General features: G+C 68.3%; 16 protein-coding genes. 7 read left to right on the plus strand and 9 right to left on the minus strand.

Annotation, left to right across the window (positions count from 1 at the left end; genetic code table 11):
- Positions 1-53: 53 nt before the first annotated feature.
- On the minus strand, positions 54-2,291 hold the full coding sequence (murJ, locus tag AB852_RS13080; RefSeq protein WP_073787235.1) for a murein biosynthesis integral membrane protein MurJ: 2,238 nt from the start codon (positions 2,289-2,291) through the stop codon (positions 54-56).
- 47 nt (positions 2,292-2,338) lie between these two features.
- A complete protein-coding gene (locus AB852_RS13085) occupies positions 2,339-4,759 on the minus strand; it encodes a DUF6049 family protein (RefSeq protein WP_073787237.1) in 2,421 nt (806 codons plus the stop codon).
- Between the two features lie 324 nt (positions 4,760-5,083).
- Between AB852_RS13085 and AB852_RS13090 the strand changes: the two genes are divergently transcribed.
- A complete protein-coding gene (locus AB852_RS13090) occupies positions 5,084-6,577 on the plus strand; it encodes a CCA tRNA nucleotidyltransferase (protein WP_073787239.1) in 1,494 nt (497 codons plus the stop codon).
- Positions 6,578-6,630: 53 nt separating this feature from the next.
- Here the strand turns inward: AB852_RS13090 and AB852_RS13095 are convergent, their stop codons facing one another.
- The 3 genes from AB852_RS13095 to AB852_RS13105 form a co-directional block, all read right to left on the minus strand.
- Entirely contained in the window at positions 6,631-7,950 is a 1,320-nt protein-coding gene (locus tag AB852_RS13095) for an MFS transporter (RefSeq protein WP_073787836.1), read from the minus strand.
- 197 nt (positions 7,951-8,147) lie between these two features.
- Positions 8,148-9,230: an inositol-3-phosphate synthase gene (locus AB852_RS13100; protein WP_073787241.1), complete on the minus strand. Its 1,083-nt coding sequence runs from the start codon at positions 9,228-9,230 to the stop codon at positions 8,148-8,150.
- Between the two features lie 43 nt (positions 9,231-9,273).
- Positions 9,274-9,987, minus strand: coding sequence for a PadR family transcriptional regulator (locus AB852_RS13105; RefSeq protein ID WP_073787243.1), 714 nt, complete (start codon positions 9,985-9,987; stop codon positions 9,274-9,276).
- Between the two features lie 394 nt (positions 9,988-10,381).
- Here AB852_RS13105 and AB852_RS13110 point away from each other — a divergent pair, with 394 nt between their 5' ends.
- Both AB852_RS13110 and AB852_RS13115 read left to right on the plus strand, forming a co-directional pair.
- The gene (locus AB852_RS13110; protein WP_079184560.1) at positions 10,382-13,186 is read left to right on the plus strand and encodes a transglycosylase domain-containing protein; all 2,805 of its coding nucleotides are present in this window, start codon (positions 10,382-10,384) and stop codon (positions 13,184-13,186) included.
- 178 nt (positions 13,187-13,364) lie between these two features.
- On the plus strand, positions 13,365-14,903 hold the full coding sequence (locus AB852_RS13115; RefSeq protein ID WP_178391002.1) for a glycosyltransferase family 87 protein: 1,539 nt from the start codon (positions 13,365-13,367) through the stop codon (positions 14,901-14,903).
- A gap of 225 nt (positions 14,904-15,128) precedes the next feature.
- Here the strand turns inward: AB852_RS13115 and AB852_RS13120 are convergent, their stop codons facing one another.
- From AB852_RS13120 to AB852_RS13130, 3 genes are all read right to left on the minus strand, one after another.
- On the minus strand, positions 15,129-16,160 hold the full coding sequence (locus AB852_RS13120; protein ID WP_073787247.1) for an alanine racemase: 1,032 nt from the start codon (positions 16,158-16,160) through the stop codon (positions 15,129-15,131).
- Positions 16,161-16,267: 107 nt separating this feature from the next.
- Complete coding sequence (locus AB852_RS13125; protein ID WP_073787249.1) at positions 16,268-17,389, minus strand: lipid II:glycine glycyltransferase FemX; 1,122 nt, start codon at positions 17,387-17,389, stop codon at positions 16,268-16,270.
- A 125-nt stretch (positions 17,390-17,514) separates the two neighbouring features.
- A complete protein-coding gene (locus AB852_RS13130) occupies positions 17,515-17,829 on the minus strand; it encodes a hypothetical protein (RefSeq protein WP_073787251.1) in 315 nt (104 codons plus the stop codon).
- 261 nt (positions 17,830-18,090) lie between these two features.
- Between AB852_RS13130 and rpsF the strand changes: the two genes are divergently transcribed.
- The 4 genes from rpsF to rplI all read left to right on the plus strand — a co-directional run bounded on the left by rpsF (position 18,091) and on the right by rplI (position 19,820).
- Positions 18,091-18,381 carry a 30S ribosomal protein S6 gene (gene rpsF / locus AB852_RS13135; RefSeq protein ID WP_073787253.1) on the plus strand — a complete coding sequence of 97 codons (291 nt, stop codon included), beginning with the start codon at positions 18,091-18,093 and terminating at the stop codon, positions 18,379-18,381.
- A 71-nt stretch (positions 18,382-18,452) separates the two neighbouring features.
- Positions 18,453-19,073, plus strand: a complete 621-nt coding sequence (locus AB852_RS13140; RefSeq protein ID WP_073787255.1) for a single-stranded DNA-binding protein — start codon at positions 18,453-18,455, stop codon at positions 19,071-19,073.
- 45 nt (positions 19,074-19,118) lie between these two features.
- Positions 19,119-19,355, plus strand: a complete 237-nt coding sequence (gene rpsR / locus AB852_RS13145; RefSeq protein ID WP_003949403.1) for a 30S ribosomal protein S18 — start codon at positions 19,119-19,121, stop codon at positions 19,353-19,355.
- Between the two features lie 18 nt (positions 19,356-19,373).
- Positions 19,374-19,820 carry a 50S ribosomal protein L9 gene (rplI, locus tag AB852_RS13150; RefSeq protein ID WP_073787257.1) on the plus strand — a complete coding sequence of 149 codons (447 nt, stop codon included), beginning with the start codon at positions 19,374-19,376 and terminating at the stop codon, positions 19,818-19,820.
- 448 nt (positions 19,821-20,268) lie between these two features.
- Here rplI and AB852_RS13155 read toward each other — a convergent pair whose 3' ends face one another.
- Entirely contained in the window at positions 20,269-21,606 is a 1,338-nt protein-coding gene (locus AB852_RS13155) for an MATE family efflux transporter (protein ID WP_178391003.1), read from the minus strand.
- Positions 21,607-21,702 lie beyond the last annotated feature (96 nt).

A 21,702-nucleotide genomic window follows, 5' to 3' on the forward strand; every position in this document is an offset into this window, starting at 1 on the left:
GGTGCTATGCACGACACGCAAAGGCGGCCGATGGTTGTGCGACTTCCCCGTACTCAGCGTCCCAGACGTCCCCGGACCATGCCGACCATCGAGTTCAGCTCCTCGATCCGCATCCTGCGGGCCGCCACGTAGAACACCGCCAGTAGGGCGAAAGTACCGAAGACGAGTGCGGTCGCGGAGCCCAGCGCACCCTGCCCGAGGAGTCCCGTGATCCCGAAACCGACCGCACCGCCGACGAGGGCCGCCGGGACGCACGCCAGCGACAGCCGGGCGTACGTCCGCAGTACCTGCGCACCGTCGAGGTCGCCGCCCAGCCTGATCCGCAGCCGGCGCCAGGCCACCCCGACACCGACCGCGTACGCCAGCCCGTAGGAGGCGGCCATACCGACCACGGCCCACCGCGCGGGCAGGACGAAGTAGCAGGCGGCCGAGGCACCGGCGTTCACCGCGGCGACGATGACCGTGTTGTAGAAGGGCGTCCGGGTGTCCTCGTAGGCGTAGAAACCGCGCAGCACCACGTACTGCACGGAGAAGGGGATCAGGCCCAGGCCGAACGCCATGAGGATGTAGCCCATGGACTGCGCCGACTGAAGGCCGGTGGACGCGAAGAGCAGGGTGCACATGGGGACACCGAGCGCGACGAACAGGAACGCGACGGGCACGATCGCGACCGCCGAGGTACGCAGACCGCTGGAGATGTCGTCACGGACCGCGCCCGGATCGTTGTCGTGGGCGGCCCGGGAGATCCGGGGCAGCAGCGCGGCCATCACGGAGACGGTGATGATCGCCTGGGGCATGCCCCAGATCAGCTGGGCGTTGGAGTACGCCATGATGCCCGCGCCCGGCACATCGGCCGAGACACCCGCGGCGGTCGCCAGCTGGGTGACGACGAGGACACCGGCCTGGTTCGCCAGGACGAACAGCACCGTCCACTTGGCGAGCCGTACGGCCTTGCCGAGTCCGTGGCCCTTCCAGTCGAAGCGCGGCCGGAACCGGAAACCGGCTTCCCGCAGATAGGGGATCATCGCGAGCGACTGGACGACCAGGCCGAGGAGCGTCCCCATCCCGAGCAGCCGGACCCCGTCGTCGGGGATCGTGGTGACCCGCATGTTCGAGTCGGCGGCGCTGCCGTACACCCAGATGAACAGCCCGAAGCTGGCGATCATGACGATGTTGTTCAGGACCGGGGTCCACATCATCGCGCCGAATCTGCCGCGGGCGTTGAGGATCTGCCCCATCACCACATGGACGCCCATGAAGAAGATCGTCGGCAGGCAGTAGCGGGCGAAGGTGACCGCGACATTGTTCGCGTCCGGGTTGTCCGCGATCGGGTCCGACATCAATTGGACGAGCAGCGGGGCGGCGAACACCGACAAGCCGACGATGACGGCCAGGGCCACCATGACCAGCGTCAGCAGCCGGTTGGCGTAGGCCTCGCCACCGTCCTCGTCGTTCTTCATGGAACGGACGAGCTGCGGCACGAAGACCGAGTTGAGGCCGCCACCGATGCTGAGGATGTAGATCATCGTCGGCAGGGTGTAGGCGACGGTGTAGGCGTCACCGAGGATCGCCGTACCCAGCGCCGCGCTGATCACCACGGTCCGGACGAAGCCGGTGAGACGGGACACGATCGTGCCGGACGCCATCACCGCGCTCGACTTCAGCACACTCGAACCGCGGCCCTTGGACCGCGCCGGGGGAGGCGCGGCCGGCTCGGGGGCCGGGGCGGGCACTGCGGGCGCGGCCACGGCCGCGACCGGTGCCATGTAGGTGGTGGCCGCACTCTCGTCGTGCACGGGGGGACGTACCCCGCCCGCCTGCTGCTGGTCCCGGAAGAGATGGGCGAACGCGTCCGGCTCGTGACGCTGGTCCCCCGCCTGGGTGACCAGGTCGTCCACCCCGACGAACTGGGTGGTGCGCGCGTCGTCACCGTACGGAAGGTGCTGGGTGAGCCCCTCGGGCTCGGGCGCGGGGGGCTGGGCCCAGAGCCGGGGGTCCGGCGCGTACTGCGCCGACGGCGGCTGGGCGTAGAGCTGCTGCGGATCCTGATAGGTGCCGGGCGGCGGCGGGGGGTGCGCGGCGCGGTCGTACAGCGCCTCGGCCACCGGGTCCTGCGCGGAGAGATCCTGTGTCCGGTACGGGTCCTGGGCGTAGGCGTCCTGGACGTACATATCGGCAGCGTGCTGCTGCGGCGGTACCTGGTGGGGGTCATGAGGGTCGGGCCAGGGACCCTGGGCGGAGGGGTCGCCGTCCGCGCCCTGCCCGCGGTCACCGTCGTACGGCGCGTTCATGGTTTACCCCACCTCATCGTCCCCGGGCCCACCGGCCACGACATCGCTCAACGGTCCACTCTCTCACCCGTGCCGGACGGGTCGGCGCTTTCCGCAGCGGTGTCCGGTGTCGGGTCACTCGGCTGCACGGGATCGGCTGCCCCGGTCGTGGCGGGCGACACGCCGTCGGCCGTGGTGGCACCGCCCGGTACGGCGTCCGTCCCCGCCGTACCGTCCGTTCCCCCGCCGGTGTCCGTGGCCCCGGGCGCGTCGCCGTCCCGCTGGGCCTCCTCGGCGGCCTGCCGGGCCACCGCGCGCTTGCGCTGCTGGTACATCCGGAACCCGGCGAGGACCAGCAGCAGCAGCCCGCCCGCGATCACCAGCATCACCGTGGGCGTCAGCTCATTGACGTGGACCTGGAACCGTACGGGGTCGCCGTACGGGGTGCCGTCCCTGGTGAAGAGCTGCGCTTCGACATCGACGATGCCGTTGGCGTTGGCGTTCGTGTCGAACTTCAGGGTCTGGCTCCGCTGGGCGGCCACCTTGACCGGCTGCTCCGCGTACGCCTCGTCGCCGATCTTGAGGCGGGTCGGCTTGCTGGAGGTCAGCCGCAGCACCAGATCGTCGACGCCCTGGACGAGCGTGTTCTTGACGGTCACCGGGATGATCGCGCTTCTGCCGGAGAGCTGTGCGTCCGACTTGTCGATCAGCTGGACGCTGCGCATCAGATCGGCCAGATGGCTCTCCACCCCGTCCCGGAAATCCGACGCCTCCCCCGCCCGGCCGCGCCACGAGGTCGACATGGCCCGGTCGATCGCCCGTCCGAAGGGCGTCACCACCCGGTCCGGCTCGGCGAGGATCACCTTGAAGCTGCCGAGCTCCGACTGGATGCGCTGGATCTGCTGGAACGCCTGCACGTTCAGTTCCTGCTTGCGCAACCGCTTCGGGTACTCCCCACCGGACGGGACCCGGGTGGTCGCGCCGGGGTCGGGCTTTGCCTTGGCCGCGGCCGGCAGGTCCTGGATGTCCGTCCAGCGCCCGTCCTGGAGCGTGTGGAGCACGGCCGCCATGGACTGGGCCTGACTGGCGGTGGGCATACGCTGCGGGGCCACCACGACGCTGCGCGGCTCGCCCGGGTCCTGGAGGGTGATCATCAGGCTCTGGGCGAGGAACTCCTGCACGGCGTGCGTCGCGGTCCCGGCGCGGGTCAGATCGCCCTGGAACACCGTGGAAAGCCGTGCGTCGGCCACCACCGCGGTCGTTCCGCCGCCTATGGGTCGTGGCGCGCTCGGTGTGTAGGGGAGTCCACCGGTCTCACGGAGGCTGTCGCTGCGGGTGATGACGGTGTCGGCTCCGGCGGAGGTCGCCACATCCACGACGGACGGGTCGATCGCGCCGTCGGCGGGCCAGGCGAAGTCGGTGACCGGCTTCACGTTGAGCGTCGACTCGACGGTCACCGACGCCACATCGGTGGCGTTCTTGAGGTGCCCCAGGGAACCGGCGACATGCTTGCCCTTGTGCGCGAGGGCCGCCAGGTCGGGGTCGGCGAACGGCAGGGCCACCACGGTCTTGCCCTGGACGGCCTTCTGGAGATCGCCGAGCCACTGACTGGCCACGGCCCGGTTCTTGCCCGGGACCGTGCCGTCACCGTCCTTGACGCGATACCCGGAGGCCATCGCGGCGACGGACGCCAGCAGATCCGGATCGACGACCCAGGTCACGTCCAGGGAGCTGCCGAGGGCGAGCATCTGCTGGAGCCGGCCGCCGGGGCCGATCTCCTCGACGAGGGCGTCGTCCTCGAACACCCTGGTCTGCTGCTCGTCCGAACCGGTCTCCGCCGTGAGATGGGTGGCGGAGACCAGCGGCCACAGGAACGCCGTCTTCGTCTTGGCGTCGGACTCCCCGGGCTGCCAGGGCAGGAAGGTCCGCTCGATCCCCAGCACCTGCTCGTACGACTGCGCCGAGGGAAGGCCGGTGAGGGCGACCCCGAGCTGGTAGACGCCCTCGGAGTCGAGATCGAGGTCCTTCACGGGCACCGAGATGCTGAAGTCCTGGGTGAGCCCGGGAGGCAGCTCGGCGATGTCCTGGACGTACTTGCCGCCCACCCGCTCGCCGTCCACCCCCTGGATGTACTGGCCGCGCCTGTCGGCGGCGTCGAGGGCGCTGCGGGTGCGCAGCACGGAACCGACCATCAGATCGACCGTGCCGTCGGTGATCGTCCGCTTGCTGTTGTTCGTGACCGTGCCCCGGACGGTCAGGGTGTCGTCCTCGCCGGGCGCGGTGGGCGTGAGGGTGTTGAGCGAGACATCGACGACGCCCTTGTCCGCGTCGGCCTGGGGTGCCGTCTCCGGCCGCGCGTGCGCGGGCATGGCGGCGGGGAGCGCCGCTCCGGCCAGTAGGGGGACCGCGGCGGCCAGGACACCGGTGCGCCGGAGCCACCGGCGGGCAGGTGAGGGAGTGGTCCCCTGGAAGTCTGCCGCCTCGGCCACGCGCTTGCCCGTCCCTCGTCGTCGTCAGTGGTCGTCCATAAGTGCGTCCACGCATGGTAACGATGCGCGCTGGGTACAAGTGCCGCGGTCCACTCCAGATCATGGAGGGCGGCGGTCGTCGGATCGTACGGCCCGCCGGTGCCGCCCGGCGCCACCTCGCGGGATCGGGCGCTGTCCGATCATGACCGTATTAATGGCCGCATGATCAGGAATGGCACACGCAGAAGAAGGAGCGTCTCTCCCGCGCCTGCCTTCCACCCGCCGGCCGATCATCGCGGATAACGGGGCGCCCGCCCCAGGCGGAGCCACGTACCCTTTCCTGTTGTGCCGAACGCCAATGAAGACAACCTCAGCGCCCTGAGCCAGGCGCAGCATCTCGCCGTCAGTGAGCTGCTGCGGGTCTCCCCTGTCGCCGACGAGCTAGCCCGCCGATTCCAGGCTGCCGGGTTCTCCCTGGCCCTGGTCGGCGGCTCGGTCCGGGACGCGTTGCTCGGCCGTCTCGGCAATGATCTCGACTTCACCACGGACGCGCGTCCGGAGGATGTGCTGAAGATCGTGCGGCCCTGGGCGGACTCCGTCTGGGAGGTCGGGATCGCCTTCGGGACGGTCGGCTGCCAGAAGGACGCCCGGGTGGAGAGCCCGGACGCGGACGGTGGGGCGGCGGAGCAGCTATTCCAGATCGAGATCACGACGTACCGGTCGGAGGCGTACGACCGCAGCTCGCGCAAGCCCGAGGTGTCGTACGGGGACTCCATCGAAGAGGATCTTGTACGTCGGGATTTCACGGTGAACGCGATGGCCGTCGCGCTGCCGGAGAAGGAGTTCATCGACCCGCACGGCGGGTTGCGTGATCTCGCGGAGCGGGCGCTGCGGACGCCCGGTACCCCGGAGGAGTCCTTCTCGGACGATCCGCTGCGGATGATGCGGGCGGCGCGGTTCGCGGCCCAGCTCGATTTCGAGGTCGCTCCGGAGGTGGTCGCGGCGATGACCGCGATGGCCGACCGGATCGGCATCGTGTCGGCGGAGCGGGTACGGGACGAGCTGAACAAGCTCATCCTCTCCGCGCATCCCCGTAAGGGCCTCACACTGCTGGTGGATACCGGCCTCGCCCAGCATGTGCTGCCCGAGCTTCCGGCGCTGCGGCTGGAGCGGGACGAGCACCACCGGCACAAGGACGTCTACGAGCACACGCTGATCGTGCTGGAGCAGGCGATGGCCCTGGAGGAGGACGGTCCGGACCTCGTCCTGCGGCTCGCGGCCCTGCTGCATGACATCGGCAAGCCCCGCACCCGCCGGTTCGAGGACGACGGGCGGGTCTCGTTCCACCACCATGAGGTGGTCGGCGCGAAGATGACCAAGAAGCGGCTGACCGCGCTCAAGTACTCGAACGAGCTGGTGAAGGACATCTCGCGCCTGGTCGAGCTGCATCTGCGGTTCCACGGCTACGGCACAGGGGAGTGGACCGACTCGGCCGTCCGCCGCTATGTGCGGGACTCGGGCCCCTTGCTGGAGCGGCTGCACAAGCTCACACGGTCCGACTGCACCACCCGGAACAAGAGGAAGGCCGCTGCTCTCTCCCGGGCCTACGACGGGTTGGAGGAGCGTATCGAGCGCCTCCAGGAGCAGGAGGAGCTGGATTCCATCCGCCCCGACCTGGACGGCAACGAGATCATGGAGATCCTCTCGGTGGGACCCGGCCCGGCGATCGGCCAAGCCTACGCGTTCCTGCTGGAGCTGAGGCTGGAGAACGGGCCGATGCAGCGCGATGACGCGGTGTCCGCGCTCAAGGAGTGGTGGGCCACGCAGTCACAGGGCTGACCGCCCCGCTCGATGTTTCACGTGGAACATGAGCCAGGAGCGGACGGTGGCGATCAGACGGAGGGGCGATGTTTCACGTGAAACATCGCCCCTCCGTCTGATCGTCGGCCCAGCCGGATCATCGTCAGCGCGATCACCGCGTACAGGCCCGCCACGGTGATCACCAGTGGTGCGGACCGTCCGTCGGCGGGAAGCATCAGGGCGGCCACTCCGGCCGCGCCCACGAACGCGACATTGAACAGGACGTCGTAGACGGAGAAGATCCGGCCCCGGTAGCGGTCCTCGACCGAGGACTGCACCACCGTGTCGGTAGCGATCTTGGCGCCCTGGGTCACCAGTCCCAGCACGAAGGCGGCCACCAGGATCGGGGCCGGGGCGAAGGACAGACACAGAGCCGGTGCCAGCACGGCCGCGGAACCCGCGCAGACGGCGATCCAGCCACGGGTGCCCAAGCGGCTCACCGCCCAGGGAGTGAAGACGGCGGCGACGAAGAATCCGGCGCCGGAGATACCCACCGCGAGCCCGAGCAGGGCAAGCCCGCGCTCGGAGCCGTCGTCATCGGCCGACCAGGCGTACCGGCACAGCATCAGCACCATCACGGTCAGGGCGCCATAGCAGAACCGCATCACCGTCATCGCGCCCAGCGCCCAGGCGGCACCCTGACGGGGCGGCTCCAGCAGATGGCGGACCCCGGCGGCGAGTCCCCGTGCCGTCCCGGTCAGCTGGGCCGTCAGACGGTCGTGGCGGTGCCGGGTCGCGTCGGGGCCGAGGGCCTGACGGCCGAACCGCAGCGCCGCGAGCGCGGCACAGAGATAGAGGGCGGCACCCAGCAGGACGACGGCGACATCGGAGTCGTCGACGATCAGCCGGACACCGAAGGCGAGTCCCCCGCCCGCGGTCGCGGCCAGGGTTCCGGCGGTCGGGGAGAGCGAGTTCGCGATGACCAGCCGGTCGGCGTCCACGACCCGGGGCAGGGCGGCCGAGAGCCCGGCGAGGACGAACCGGTTGACGGCGGTGACGCACAGCGCGGAGGCGTAGAACAGCCAGTCCGGCACGCCGCTGATCATCAGGACACCGGTCAGCGCGGCCAGGACCGCCCGCAGCAGGTTTCCGTGAAGGAACACCTGCCGGCGGGGCCAGCGGTCGAGAAGCACACCGGCGAACGGGCCGATGAGCGAGTACGGCAGAAGCAGGACCGCCATCGCCGAGGCGATCGCGGCGGGCGAGGTCTGCTTCTCCGGGGAGAAGACCACATAGGTGGCGAGGGCGACCTGGTACACCCCGTCGGCACCCTGGGACAGCAGACGCACGGCAAGCAGACGCCGGAATCCCTGGAAGCGCAGCAGTACACGCAGATCCCGAACGACAGTCATCTCCACACCCTCACCTGTGCGAAGGTCCCCGGGCAGGAGACCCGGGGACCTTTGACAACCCTGTGGAGCGGCGGCCTCGGCCGCCTTCCGGAACGAGGGCGTCAGCGCGGTGTGTGCCGCGCGGACGCCGTCCTGGTGCTCGTCAAGCTTCCGGCACCGCCGATGCCCTCAGCTTCGCTGGGTCTTGCCGGCGCGGTTCAGCCGTCGACCTCACCCTTGATGAACTTCTCCACGTTCTCGCGGGCCTCGTCGTCGAAGTACTGCACCGGCGGGCTCTTCATGAAGTAGCTGGACGCCGACAGGATCGGGCCACCGAGCCCGCGGTCCATGGCGATCTTCGCCGCGCGCAGCGCGTCGATGATGACACCGGCGGAGTTCGGGGAGTCCCAGACCTCCAGCTTGTACTCCAGGTTCAGCGGAACGTCACCGAACGCACGGCCCTCCAGGCGGACGTAGGCCCACTTGCGGTCGTCCAGCCACGCGACGTAGTCGGACGGGCCGATGTGGACGTTCTTCTCGCCGAGGTCCCGGTCGGGGATCTGCGAGGTGACGGCCTGCGTCTTGGAGATCTTCTTGGACTCCAGGCGCTCACGCTCAAGCATGTTCTTGAAGTCCATGTTGCCGCCGACGTTGAGCTGCATCGTGCGGTCCAGGACGACGCCCCGGTCCTCGAACAGCTTCGCCATGACGCGGTGCGTGATGGTCGCACCGACCTGCGACTTGATGTCGTCACCGACGATCGGCACACCGGCCTCGGTGAACTTGTCCGCCCACTCCTTGGTACCGGCGATGAAGACCGGCAGAGCGTTGACGAAGCCGACCTTGGCGTCGATGGCGCACTGCGCGTAGAACTTCGCCGCGGCCTCGGAACCGACGGGCAGGTAGCAGACGAGGACGTCGACCTGCTTGTCCTTGAGGGTCTGGACGATGTCGACCGGGGCGTCGGCGGACTCCTCGATCGTCTCGCGGTAGTACTTGCCGAGACCGTCGAGCGTGTGGCCGCGCTGGACCGTCACACCGGCGGACGGCACGTCACAGATCTTGATGGTGTTGTTCTCGCTGGCCCCGATGGCGTCCGAGAGGTCGAGGCCGACCTTCTTGGCGTCCACGTCGAAGGCTGCGACGAACTCCACGTCACGGACGTGGTACTCGCCGAACTGGACGTGCATGAGGCCCGGGACCCTGGCCGCCGGATCGGCGTCCTTGTAGTACTCGACGCCCTGCACCAGTGAGGCGGCGCAGTTGCCCACGCCGACGATGGCTACGCGAACCGAACCCATTCCGCTTGCTCCCTGTATGTAACGGTGAAGTCCTGAGCGGACTTCAGATGGCGGTGTCGTCGGACGAATCCGGCCGGGAGGTGTCCCCGGGCCGGGGCAGGCCGTCCGATTTCCCTGATGTGTCCTGATGAGCTGACGCTCGGTGCTGAGCGGGGTCCCCGCCGGGGGCCGGTGCGGGCGGGGACGGCCGCTGGTTCCGTCCCGCCCGCTCGCTCTCGATCAGCTCGTTCAACCAGCGCACTTCCCGCTCCACGGACTCCATTCCGTGTCGCTGAAGTTCGAGGGTGTAGTCATCGAGGCGCTCCCGGGTCCGTGCCAGGGAGGCGCGCATCTTTTCGAGGCGCTCCTCCAGCCGGCTGCGGCGCCCTTCCAGTACGCGCATGCGTACATCTCTCGACGTCTGCCCGAAGAAGGCGAAGCGAGCAGCGAAGTGCTCGTCCTCGTATGCGTCGGGGCCTGTCTGCGAGAGCAGGTCCTCGAAGTGCTCCTTACCTTCCGCGGTCAGCCGGTAGACGATCTTCGCGCGGCGCCCCGCCAGCGGTGCGGCCAGGGCGTCCTCGGGGGTGCCTGAGGACTCCTCGATCAACCATCCGCTGGCGACGAGGGTCTTCAGGCAGGGGTAGAGCGACCCATAGCTGAAGGCGCGGAACACCCCCAGCGAGGTGTTGAGCCGTTTGCGCAGCTCATAGCCGTGCATGGGGGACTCACGCAGCAGGCCGAGAACGGCGAACTCAAGGATGCCGGAGCGCCGGCTCATCGTCGCCTCCTCCTTGTCGGTCCACTGTCGTCGGCCGGGGGCCGAAGTCCCCTGTCACAGTCTTTATACCGGGCCGATGTATCGACTCGATACATCACGACGATAGAACGGTCATCCGGATGGGACAAGAGGGGGCATGGTGAACGGCGTCACATCACTGATTCGTGGGAGCAAGTTGCCTGATTTGGGGTGAACTTCGGAGCTAGGTGGGTTTTGGTGGTGCGTAGTCTGTGCGGCATGCAATCCGGGGGGAACCGCGCGAGGCTTGAACGCGTCGTCGTCCCGGATGCGTTGCGGATGGGAGCTGACCGGGCCGCATCCGTATGTCGGGGGGAACCGGGAACCAGCCGCCGTTTCCAGGCGCGGGAGCGCCTGCCCTAGGAGTAGTCGTTCGATGAGCGAGCACCGTCGGAAACCGCCGCAGCCGCAGAGCGGTGGACGCGCCGCGGCACGACGCGGCACGTCCGGATCGTCAGCGGGGCGTCGTGCCGCCCCGCGCAACACCACAGAATCCCCCGCGGATTCCTACGGCCCCCAGGAGTCCGGGCCCGAGGACCGCCCCTATGGAAGCCGTGCCGAAGCGCGCCGTGCCGCCCAGCGGACGGGCGCCGGTCGCCGCAGGTCGGCCGACGGCGCCGGACGGGGCGGATCGGGCGGCGGAGGCCGCAGATCCGGTGGAGCGGGTGACACGAGCGGTCCGGGCCGGGGCCGCGGCCGGGGCCCGGCCGCAAAGAAGCGTTTCGTCGACTACCCGCGATCCGGCAAGTACGGCTGGCGCCGCTGGGTGCCCTCCTGGCGACTGGTGACGGGCACCTTCGTGAGCTTCCTCGGCCTGCTGATGGGCGCCGCGGGTATCGCGTACGCCATGGTGGGAGTACCCGACGAGAAGGCCGCGGCGATGGCCGAGAGCAATGTCTTCTACTGGGCCGACGGCTCGCAGATGGCGTCCACGGGGGGTGAGAAGAACCGCCAGAACGTGAAGTTCGCGGACATCCCCAGGTCGATGCAGGACGCGGTCATCGCGGCGGAGAACGCCACCTTCTACCAGGACAAGGGCGTCGACCCGATGGGCATCGGGCGGGCCGTCTACAACATGGCCCTCGGTGGGGACACCCAGGGTGGTTCGACGATCACCCAGCAGTATGTGAAGAACACGTATCTGGACCAGAGCCAGACCGTGAGCCGCAAGGTCAAGGAACTCTTCATCTCCATCAAGGTCGGCGCCGAGGTCGACAAGGAGAAGATCCTCACGGGCTACCTCAACACCGCCTTCTACGGTCGCAACGCCTACGGCATCCAGGCCGCGTCACAGGCGTACTTCGGCGTGGACTCGAAGCACCTCACGCCGGAGCAGTCCGTGTTCCTGGCCTCCGTGCTCAAGGGCCCCAACCTGTACAACCCCGACGGTGGGGTGGGGGCGATGGCGACCCCGGAGGCGAACCGGGAGCGGGCCGAGAAACGCTGGAAGTGGATCTTCGACCGGCAGGTCGAGGTCGGGCGGATGTCGGCCGAGGACCGGGAGAAGTACACCAAGTTCCCGGACTTCGTGAAGCAGAAGTCGTCGCTGGCCGGACAGAGCGGCTACCTGGTCGACACCGCCAAGGAGTTCGTCGCCAAGAAGGCGGGACTCACGCCCGAGGAACTGGAAAAGGGCGGCTACCACATCACCACCACGTTCCAGAAGGACAAGGTCCGGGAACTGGAGAAGGCCGTCAACGCCACGAAGAAGGACTTCCTCGACAAGAAGAAGCGCCCCAAGACCGACGATCTCGTCCAGTTCGGTGCGGCGTCGGTGGACCCGGAGAGCGGCAAGATCGTGGCCCTGTACGGCGGCGAGGGCCAAGAGGCAGGCCACTACAGCAACAACGCCAACACCACTGGTGTGCCGGTCGGCTCCACCTGGAAGCCGTACGTCCTCGCGGCGGCGATGAAGTACGGCACCTTCCGCAGCAAGGGCGTTCCGCTGTCGCCGTTGACCAAGTACAACGGCAATGACCTCATCGTGATCAACGACCAGAACGGTGATCCCATCAAGGACGCCAAGGGTCGCCCCTTCCGCCAGAAGAACGAGAGCGAGAAGGTGTGGGGTGATGTGACCCTGTTCGATGCCATGCAGGACTCGATCAACACCCCGTTCGTGCAGCTCGGTATCGACGTCGGCCTCTCCAAGACCCGGTCCGTCACCAAGGATCTGGGCATCCTGGAGAGCAGCTTCGACGAGGGAAACCTGAACAACGCCTCCTTCTCGCTCGGTACGTCGACCCCGAGCGCGATCCGGATGGCCAGCTCGTACGGGACCTTCGCCAACTCCGGCAAGCACTTCGAGCCCTACTCCGTGACCGAGGTCAAGCACAAGGACAAGCCGCTTCCCGGCTTCGAGGCACCCAAGCAGAAGAGGGCGCTGAGCGCCCCGATCGCGGACAACGTGACCAAGGTCCTGGAGAACGTGGTCCAGAACGGCACCGCCAAGGGGATCAAGGACATCGGGTTCCCGGTCGCGGGCAAGACGGGTACCACCGACAAGAACAAGTCCGCGTGGTTCGTCGGCTACACCAGGGAGCTGTCCACGGCTGTCACCCTGTTCCGCACCGACCCGAAGGAGGGCAAGCTGCTCTCCATGAACGGCACGGGCGGTGTCTCGTCGATCCACGGTGGTGACATCCCGGCGGAACTCTGGCAGGACTACATGGCCCAGGCGATGAAGGGCGTCGATCCTCAGCCCTTCCCCGAGCCCGGTGAGATCGGTGAGATCTTCGAGGAGTCCCCGTCCCCGCTTCCCACCCCTTCGGCCACCAAGACCGAGGAGGAGGAGCCCGAGCCCACTCCGGAACCCACGCCGAGCCCGACGAAGTCGGAGGTGAAGCCGTCCCCGACGCCCAGCCAGACCTGCGAGCCGGGTGACTGGGGCTGCGGCAGCGGCAGCGGTAACGGCAGCGGCGAGAACACCGGCGGCAACGAGAACGAGGGCGCGGAGAACGGCACCACCGAGAACGGCGGTGCTGACGGCGGCGGCTCCGACAGCGGTGGGTCCGACAACGGCGGTGGCGATATCGGCGGTGCCTCACCCGGCACCTCCGCCCCTGGTCAACCCGGAGGCAATGCGAACGCCGGCAACAACAACGGCGGCAGCGCCAATACCGGCAACAACAACGGCGGTGCCGACAACGGAGGACTCTTCGGAGGAACGGAGACACCATGAGGCCCGGAAGGCGCTGCTTTCCGGGGCTCATCCCCTGAGACCGGGCAGTCGGGGATCAGGGACAACCGAACCGAAGGTCACGGAAAGTGATCGTCGTTTCACGTGAAACGAGGGCCGTCGCACTCCCCGTGCGGCGGCCCTCGCCGTGTTCCCGGCTCGGTACGGCAGGATGTCGGCCATGCCCAGTGCAGACACGACACCCTCCGATGTGCGCCAGCCGGAGCCGATTCCACCGACCCGGACCGATCCGGTCGCGCCCACCCGGGAGGACAGGGTCGCCGCGACCGGCAGTGAACTGATCGGCGGCCCCCTCGGCCGCCGCGCGTTGCTCGGCGCCCATTGGTGGACACCGGTGCGGATCATCGCGCTGGTGATGATCGGTATGTTCGCGCTCGGCATGGTGCAGAAGTTCCCCTGCTACGACGGCGGCTGGTTCTTCGGCGCCAGTGCGCAGTACACCCATGCCTGCTACTCCGACATTCCGCACCTCTACCAGGGCCGTGGATTCGCCGCTGGGCTGGTGCCGTACTTCGACCGGCTGCCCGACAAGATGGAGTATCTGGAGTACCCGGTACTGACCGGGATCTTCATGCAGGTGGCGGCATGGCTCACCCCGGGCAGCGGCAGTCTCCAGGACCAGCAGCAGCTCTACTGGTTCGCCAACGCGGGCATGCTCATGGTCTGCGCGGTCGTCATCGCCGTCTGCGTGGCCCGCACCCACCGCCGTCGCCCCTGGGACGGACTGCTGGTGGCCCTCGCACCGGCGTTCATACTGACCTCCACGATCAACTGGGACCTGTTCGCCGTCGCGCTGCTGGCCGCCGCGACGCTGATGTGGGCGCGAGGGCGTCCGTTCGCCTTCGGTGTGCTGCTGGGGCTGGCGACCGCGGCGAAGTTCTATCCGTTCCTGCTGCTCGGCCCGCTGTTCCTGCTCTGCTGGCGGGCGGGGAAATGGCGGGCCTTCGGCACGGCCCTGTGGGGAGCGGCCGGCGCCTGGCTGATCGTGAATCTGCCGGTGATGGTGCTGGCCCCGGAGGGCTGGGCGAAGTTCTACTCGTTCAGCCGGGAACGGGGTGTCGACTTCGGGTCGATCTGGCTGCTGATCTCGCAGCGGGGAGACTTCCAGATCGACCCCCAGGAGGCCAACAACTACGGGATCGCCCTGATGGTGATCATCTGTCTGGCCATGATCCCGCTCGTCCTGGCGGCGCCCCGGCGTCCCCGGTTCGCACAGCTCGCCTTCCTGATCGTGGCCGCCTTCATCCTGACGAACAAGGTCTACTCCCCGCAGTACGTCCTGTGGCTCGTTCCGCTCGCGGTGCTGGCCCGGCCCCGCTGGCGGGACTTCCTGGTGTGGCAGGCCTGCGAGGTGGCGTACTTCCTCGGGATCTGGATGTACCTCGCGTACACAACCAGCGGTGACGCCCACAAGGGGCTTCCCCCGGACGGCTACCACCTCGCCATCGCCGCCCATCTGCTGGGAACGCTGTATCTGTGCGCGATGGTCGTCCGCGACATCCTGCTGCCGGAACGGGACGTGGTGCGGCGCGGCGGCGACGACGATCCGTCGGGCGGGGTGCTGGACGGTGCCCCGGATGTCTTCGTGGTGGGCCTCGGCAGGAGGTCGGAGGGCCGTACCGCCCACGCCATCGCGGGATGGGGCCCCTCCGCGGCGCCGGGGTCCGTACGGAGTGGCCCGGAGAAGCGTTCGCTCTGAGCGAACATGCTCGCAAGAGGGCAGGCCGGGTGGCCAGGACATGCGTGAGGGGTGGTGCACGGCGTGAGCCGTGCACCACCCCTCACGCATGTCCACCGGGCCGTAAGCCCCTGCCTCACCGGGCCGGAACACCGGCCATGGCCTGCACCTGCGGTTCTGAGCGACTGGAAGCCTTCAGTGGCCCCTGGGAGCCTTCTGGTCGCCAATGGGGCGCCAGAGGCTCGCTCAGCGCTCCACCAGGCGGTCGAACTGGGTGGTGGTGTGCCGCAGGTGCGCCACCAACTCGTCGCCGACCTTCGGCTCGGGCGCGTCCGAGGGCACGAACAAGATCGACACCTGCATGTGCGGCGGCTCCGCGAACCAGCGCTGCTTACCGCCCCACACGAACGGCGACAGGTTCCGGTTCACCGTCGCCAGACCCGCACGGGCGACGCCCTTGGCGCGGGGCATGACGCCGTGCAGCGCCTTCGGCGCCTCCAGCCCCACCCCGTGGGACGTTCCGCCGGCGACCACCACGAGATAGCCGTCGGAGGCCACCTTCTGCTGCCGGTAGCCGAAGCGCTCGCCCTTCGAGACACGGGTGACGTCGAGAACGGCGCCCCGGTACTCCGTGGCGTCATGGTCACCGAGCCACAGCCGTGTCCCTATCCGGGCGCGGAAGCGCGTCTGCGGGAACTGGTGCTGGAGACGCACCAGCTCCTCCGCCCGCAGATGGCTCACGAACATGGTGTGCAGCGGCAGCCGGGCGGCCCGCAACCGGTCCATCCACCCGATGACCTCCTCGACGGCGTCCGAGCCGTCGGTACGGTCCAGGGGGAGATGTATTGCGAAGCCCTCCAGCCGGACGTCCTCGATGGCCGCGTGGAGCTGCGGCAGATCCTGCTCGCTCACCCCGTGCCGCTTCATCGTGGACATGACCTCGATGACGACGCGAGCGCCCACCAGGCCGTGCACGCCGTCCACCGAGGAGACGGAGCGGATCACCCGGTCGGGCAGTGGTACGGGCTCCTCGCCCCGTCGGAACGGGGTGAGAACAAGCAGGTCACCACTGAACCAGTCCTTGATCCGGGCGGCCTCGTACGTGGTGCCGACGGCGAGGACGTCGGAGCCGAAACGGGTGGCCTCCTCGGCGAGCCGTTCATGACCGAAGCCGTAGCCGTTGCCCTTGCAGACCGGGACGATCCCCGGAAACTGTTCGAGGACGTGCTTGTGGTGTGCCCGCCAGCGCGCGGTGTCGACATAAAGCGTGAGCGCCATGGCCGGTCCCGGAACCTTTCTCGTGGCTGCGGTGTATCAGAGATATGGACGGAAATTCTGCCAAGTGCCCCGGAGCGCCCGCGTACCGGACCCTCCGAGCGGCTTTCTCAGCGGCGCGACATATAGATGTCGAGCGCCTTGTGCAGCAGCTTGTTCAGCGGGAAGTCCCACTCACCGAGGTACTCGGCAGCCTGCCCACCCGTGCCGACCTTGAACTGGATCAGGCCGAAGAGGTGGTCGGACTCGTCGAGCGAGTCGGAGATGCCGCGCAGGTCGTAGACGGTCGCTCCGAGCGCGTAGGCGTCGCAGAGCATCCGCCACTGCATGGCGTTCGAGGGGCGGAACTCCCGCCCCTTGTTGTCCGAGGCCCCGTAGGAGTACCAGACATGCCCGCCGACGACGAGCATCGTCGCCGCCGCCAGGTTCTCGTGGCCGTAGCGGGCGAAGTAGAGCCGCATACGGTTGGGGTCCTCGGTGTTGAGGGCCGACCACATGCGCTGGAAGTACGACAGCGGGCGCGGCCGGAAGCGGTCGCGCACCGCGGTGATCTCGTAGAGCCGCTGCCATTCCTCAAGGTCGTGGTAACTGCCCTGGACGACCTCGACGCCGGCCTTCTCGGCCTTCTTGATGTTCCGCCGCCAGAGCTGGTTGAAGCCCTTGTGGACATCCTCCAACGAGCGGTTGGCCAGGGGCACCTGGAAGATGTAGCGGGGCTGGACGTCACCGAAACCGGCACCGCCGTCCTCGCCCTGCTGCCACCCCATCCGCCGCAGCCGGTCGGCCACCTCGAAGGCGCGCGGCTCGATGAAGTCGGCCTCGACGTCCCGCAGCCGCTTCACATCCGGGTCCTGGATGCCCTTCTTGATCGACGTGGACTCCCAGCGGCGGATGATCACCGGCGGGCCCATCTTCACGGAGAAGGCGCCCTGCTGCTTGAGATGCGCCAGCATCGGCCGCAGCCACTCGTCGAGATTGGGGGCGAACCAGTTGATGACCGGGCCCTCGGGCAGATAGGCCAGATAGCGCTTGATCTTCGGGAGCTGGCGGTACAGCACCAGACCGGCGCCCACCATCTCGCCGGTCCTGTCGTCGAACCACCCAAGGCTCTCGGAGCGCCACTCCGCCTTCACATCGGCCCATGCGGGGACCTGCATGTGGCTTGCCGCGGGCAGGCTCTGGATGTACGCCAGATGCTGCTCTCGGCTGATGGTCCTCAGGGTCAGGCTCATGCGGGGCGCTCCTCGGGCTCGTTGTCCCCATGGTGGCAGGGGCTCCGGCTCTCGCGCCGAAGCCTACTGCGCCCGGGAAGCGCCCCGACTGACCAGTACGGCACCTTCGGTCCCGCGGGGCGTTCTCAGCCGACGACGCCGCCGAAGAGACCGCCGTGGGCCATACCGAGGAAGAAGCCGACCGCCGAGGCGCCCAGGCCCAGGATCAGACCGAAACGTTCGCGGGTGGTCACCGAGATGTACTGGCCGTACCCACCGGTCAGGATGCCGATGAGACCCGCCCAGGAACTGAGCAGATGGAGGCCGGTCCAGAGGGAGGAGATGATCGCCGTCAGTCCGAGGACCAGGGTGATCACCATGAGGGTGTCCTGAAGGGGATGGGGCTTTCCGTCGGTGGCGAAGATCGACACCCCGGAGTTCGGTCGCATTGCCTGTGCCATGGGCACCTCCTGCGAAAGGGCGGCGCATCGTAGCGCCGTACACACCCGATGGATACAGAGTGCGACGCAGTACCGCCGGATTTCAACCGGAAGCGGGTAGGCGGGTAGTCTGTACCGTCTGCACCGGTGTCTGCCCTGTACCTGGCCGGACCCCTCCAGGGGTCCTCAGTGTCAGTGGCGGCCGATACCGTTGCGTACGCATCACAACCCTCCTGCCACGGAACGACCGTGGCCGTTGAGTCCAGAGGAGGTGGGTTTTACATGCGTCACTACGAGGTGATGGTCATCCTCGACCCCGATCTGGAGGAGCGCGCTGTCTCCCCCCTGATCGAGAACTTCCTTTCCGTGGTCCGTGAGGGCAACGGGAAGGTCGAGAAGGTCGACACGTGGGGCCGTCGTCGGCTCTCGTACGAGATCAAGAAGAAGCCCGAGGGCATCTACTCGGTCATCGATCTGCAGGCCGAGCCTGCGATCGTCAAGGAGCTCGACCGCCAGATGAACCTGAACGAGTCGGTCCTCCGGACCAAGGTCCTCCGCCCCGAGACCCACTGAGCCACGGCTCAGCGGTTCCGGGACACGAGTAGCAGCACAAGCAGCCAGCAGCAATCGCCGAGAGGTTCCCCATGGCAGGCGAGACCGTCATCACGGTCGTCGGCAATCTTGTCGAAGACCCCGAGCTGCGCTTCACCCCCTCCGGTGCGGCCGTCGCGAACTTCCGTGTCGCGTCCACCCCCCGCACCTTCGATCGTCAGACCAATGAGTGGAAGGACGGCGACAGCCTGTTCCTTACCTGCACGGTCTGGCGTCAGGCGGCGGAGAACGTCGCGGAGTCGCTCCAGCGAGGCATGCGCGTCATCGTGCAGGGCCGGCTGAAGCAGCGGTCCTACGAGGACCGTGAGGGTGTCAAGCGCACGGTCTACGAGCTGGACGTCGAGGAAGTCGGCCCCAGCCTGAAGAGCGCCACGGCCAAGGTCACCAAGACCACCGGTCGCGGTGGCCAGGGCGGGTACAGCGGCGGTGGCCAGCAGCAGGGCGGTGGCGGCAACTGGGGCGGAAGCCCCGGTGGCGGCGGTCAGCAGCAGGGTGGCGGAGCCCCCGGCAACGACCCCTGGGCGACCGGAGCACCGGCCGGCGGCGGCCAGCAGCAGAGCGGTGGCGGCGGTGGCTGGGGCGGTGGCTCCGGCAACGGCGGCAACAGCGGCGGCAACAGCGGCGGCGGCTACTCGGACGAGCCTCCCTTCTGAGGGCGGGCCCGTACCCACACTTCTTGATCACACAGGAGAATCACCATGGCGAAGCCGCCTGTGCGCAAGCCTAAGAAGAAGGTCTGCGCATTCTGCAAGGACAAGGTCACGTACGTGGACTACAAGGACACGAACATGCTGCGGAAGTTCATTTCCGACCGCGGCAAGATCCGTGCCCGCCGCGTGACCGGCAACTGCACGCAGCACCAGCGTGACGTCGCCACGGCCGTGAAGAACAGCCGTGAGATGGCGCTGCTGCCCTACACCTCCACCGCGCGATAAGGGAAGGGTGACCGAAACATGAAGATCATCCTCACCCACGAGGTCTCCGGCCTCGGTGCCGCGGGCGACGTCGTGGACGTCAAGGACGGTTACGCTCGCAACTACCTGATCCCGCGGAACTTTGCGATCCGCTGGACCAAGGGTGGCGAGAAGGACGTCGCGCAGATCCGTCGTGCTCGCAAGATCCACGAGATCGCGACGATCGAGCAGGCCAACGAGATCAAGGCGCGCCTTGAGGGCGTCAAGGTCCGTCTGGCCGTCCGCTCCGGCGACGCCGGTCGTCTCTTCGGGTCCGTCACCCCGGCCGACGTCGCTTCGGCGATCAAGGCCGCCGGTGGTCCCGAGGTCGACAAGCGCCGCATCGAGCTGGGCACGCCGATCAAGACGCTGGGCGCCCACGCGACGTCCGTGCGACTGCACCCCGAGGTGGCCGCCAAGGTCAACATCGAGGTCATCGCCGCGTAAGCGTTGCCTTGCGCCTGACGTCGTTCAGGCTCACTGAGTGGGGCCGCACCCTGACGGGTGCGGCCCCACTTCGTTGTTCCTGGCTGGTGGCCCCTGGTGGCCCCTGGTGGCTCCTGGTGGCTCCTGGTGGCCTCCGGGGGACGTCGGGGCGCGGGCAGAGATGCTGTTCGTCCTGAAGCGGCGGACCTTCACCTGCCGTGTTCCACGTGAAACACCGGGCCCGGTGCTGTGTTCCCGGTGCTGTGTTCCACGTGAAACACAGCACCGGGCCGGTGAAGGGCGGGGAACGGATGCCTGACCCGGCGGCCTTGCCGGCCCCCCGAACAGTCGGCCTGTGCCCGTCGGCGGCACCTGCGGGCGCCGGTCAGCGCATGCCCATCAGCGCGTGCCCATCAGTGCGTGACCAGGCGTGCCCGACTGCGGGTGCCTGACGGCGCGGGTGGCGGCCTCAGCGGGTGGCGCCGGTGACGATCCAGCGGCCGGAGCGGGAACGGAGCCAGAGGGTGACCATCCGTACCGCCATCATCACGTTCATGGTGATCCAGACGGCGGTGAGACCACCGTCGAAGACAGGGATCAGCAGAGCCATTGGAGTGAAGACGGCCAGGGTGACGATCATCGCCCAGGCGAGGTAGGCACCGTCCCCGGCACCCATCAGCACTCCGTCCAGGACGAAGACGATGCCGCAGATCGGCTGGGCGATCGCCACGACGATCAGTGCGGGAAGGGCGGCGCTCTGTACGGCAGGGTCACTGCTGAAGAGCGGGACGAAGAGCGGCCGGGTGGCGATCACCAGTACGCCGAGGACGATCCCGGAGACGACTCCCCACTCGACCATGCGGCGGCAGGCCGCCTTGGCTCCCTCGGGATCGTTCGCTCCGAGGTAGCGCCCGATGATGGCTTGCCCGGCGATGGCGATCGCGTCGAGCGCGAAGGCCAGCAGGGTCCAGAGGCTCAGGATGATCTGGTGGGCGGCCACATCCGCGTCACCGAGCCGGGCGGCGACGGCCGTGGCGATCATGGTGATCGCGCGCAGGGAGAGCGTACGGATGAGGAGCGGAGCTCCTGCCTGGGCGGTGGCCCGTATCCCCGCTGCGTCCGGTCGCAGGGAGGCACCATGGCGTCGGGCTCCCCGGACGACCACAAAGCCGTAGACGGCGGCCATCCCGTACTGAGCGATGACGGTGCCCCAGGCCGAACCGGCGATACCGAGACCGGCGCCGTAGACGAGGACGACGTTGAGGACAGCGTTGGCCGCGAAACCGCCGATGGCGACGTAGAGCGGGGTCCTGGTGTTCTGAAGGCCCCGCAGTACACCGGTGGCGGCGAGAACGATCAGCATCGCGGGGATGCCCAGCGCCGAGATCCGCAGATAGGTGAGAGCGTAGGGAGTCGCGGTGTCGGAGGCGCCGAAGAGCTCGACCAGGGCGGGCGCGGCGGGCAGGGTGAGGGCGGTGACGGCCACGCCGAGCAGGATGGCGAGCCAGATACCGTCGATGCCCTGGCGTATCGCACCGGGGAGATCCCCCGCGCCGACCCGGCGGGCGACCGCGGCGGTGGTGGCGTAGGCGAGGAAGACGAAGACGCTCACCGCGGTCAGCAGCAGCGCGGACGCGATGGCGAGACCGGCGAGCTGGGCGGTGCCGAGATGGCCGACGATCGCGCTGTCGGTCATCAGGAACAAGGGTTCGGCGACGAGGGCGCCGAACGCGGGAACGGCGAGCGCGACGATCTCGCGGTCATGCCGTCGGCGGGCAGCCTTGGTCGTCGCGGAAGCCTGTGTCATGGCCATCAATGTAATCGTCCACAGGTAAGAGATGCAAGACAGCTGAGACCCTTACTCGCGTTACGCCGGAGCGCGCTGTGGCGTGCGACTCGAACG

It is taken from the genome of Streptomyces uncialis (genome assembly GCF_001905345.1).
GTDB classification, from domain to species: Bacteria; Actinomycetota; Actinomycetes; order Streptomycetales; family Streptomycetaceae; genus Streptomyces; species Streptomyces uncialis.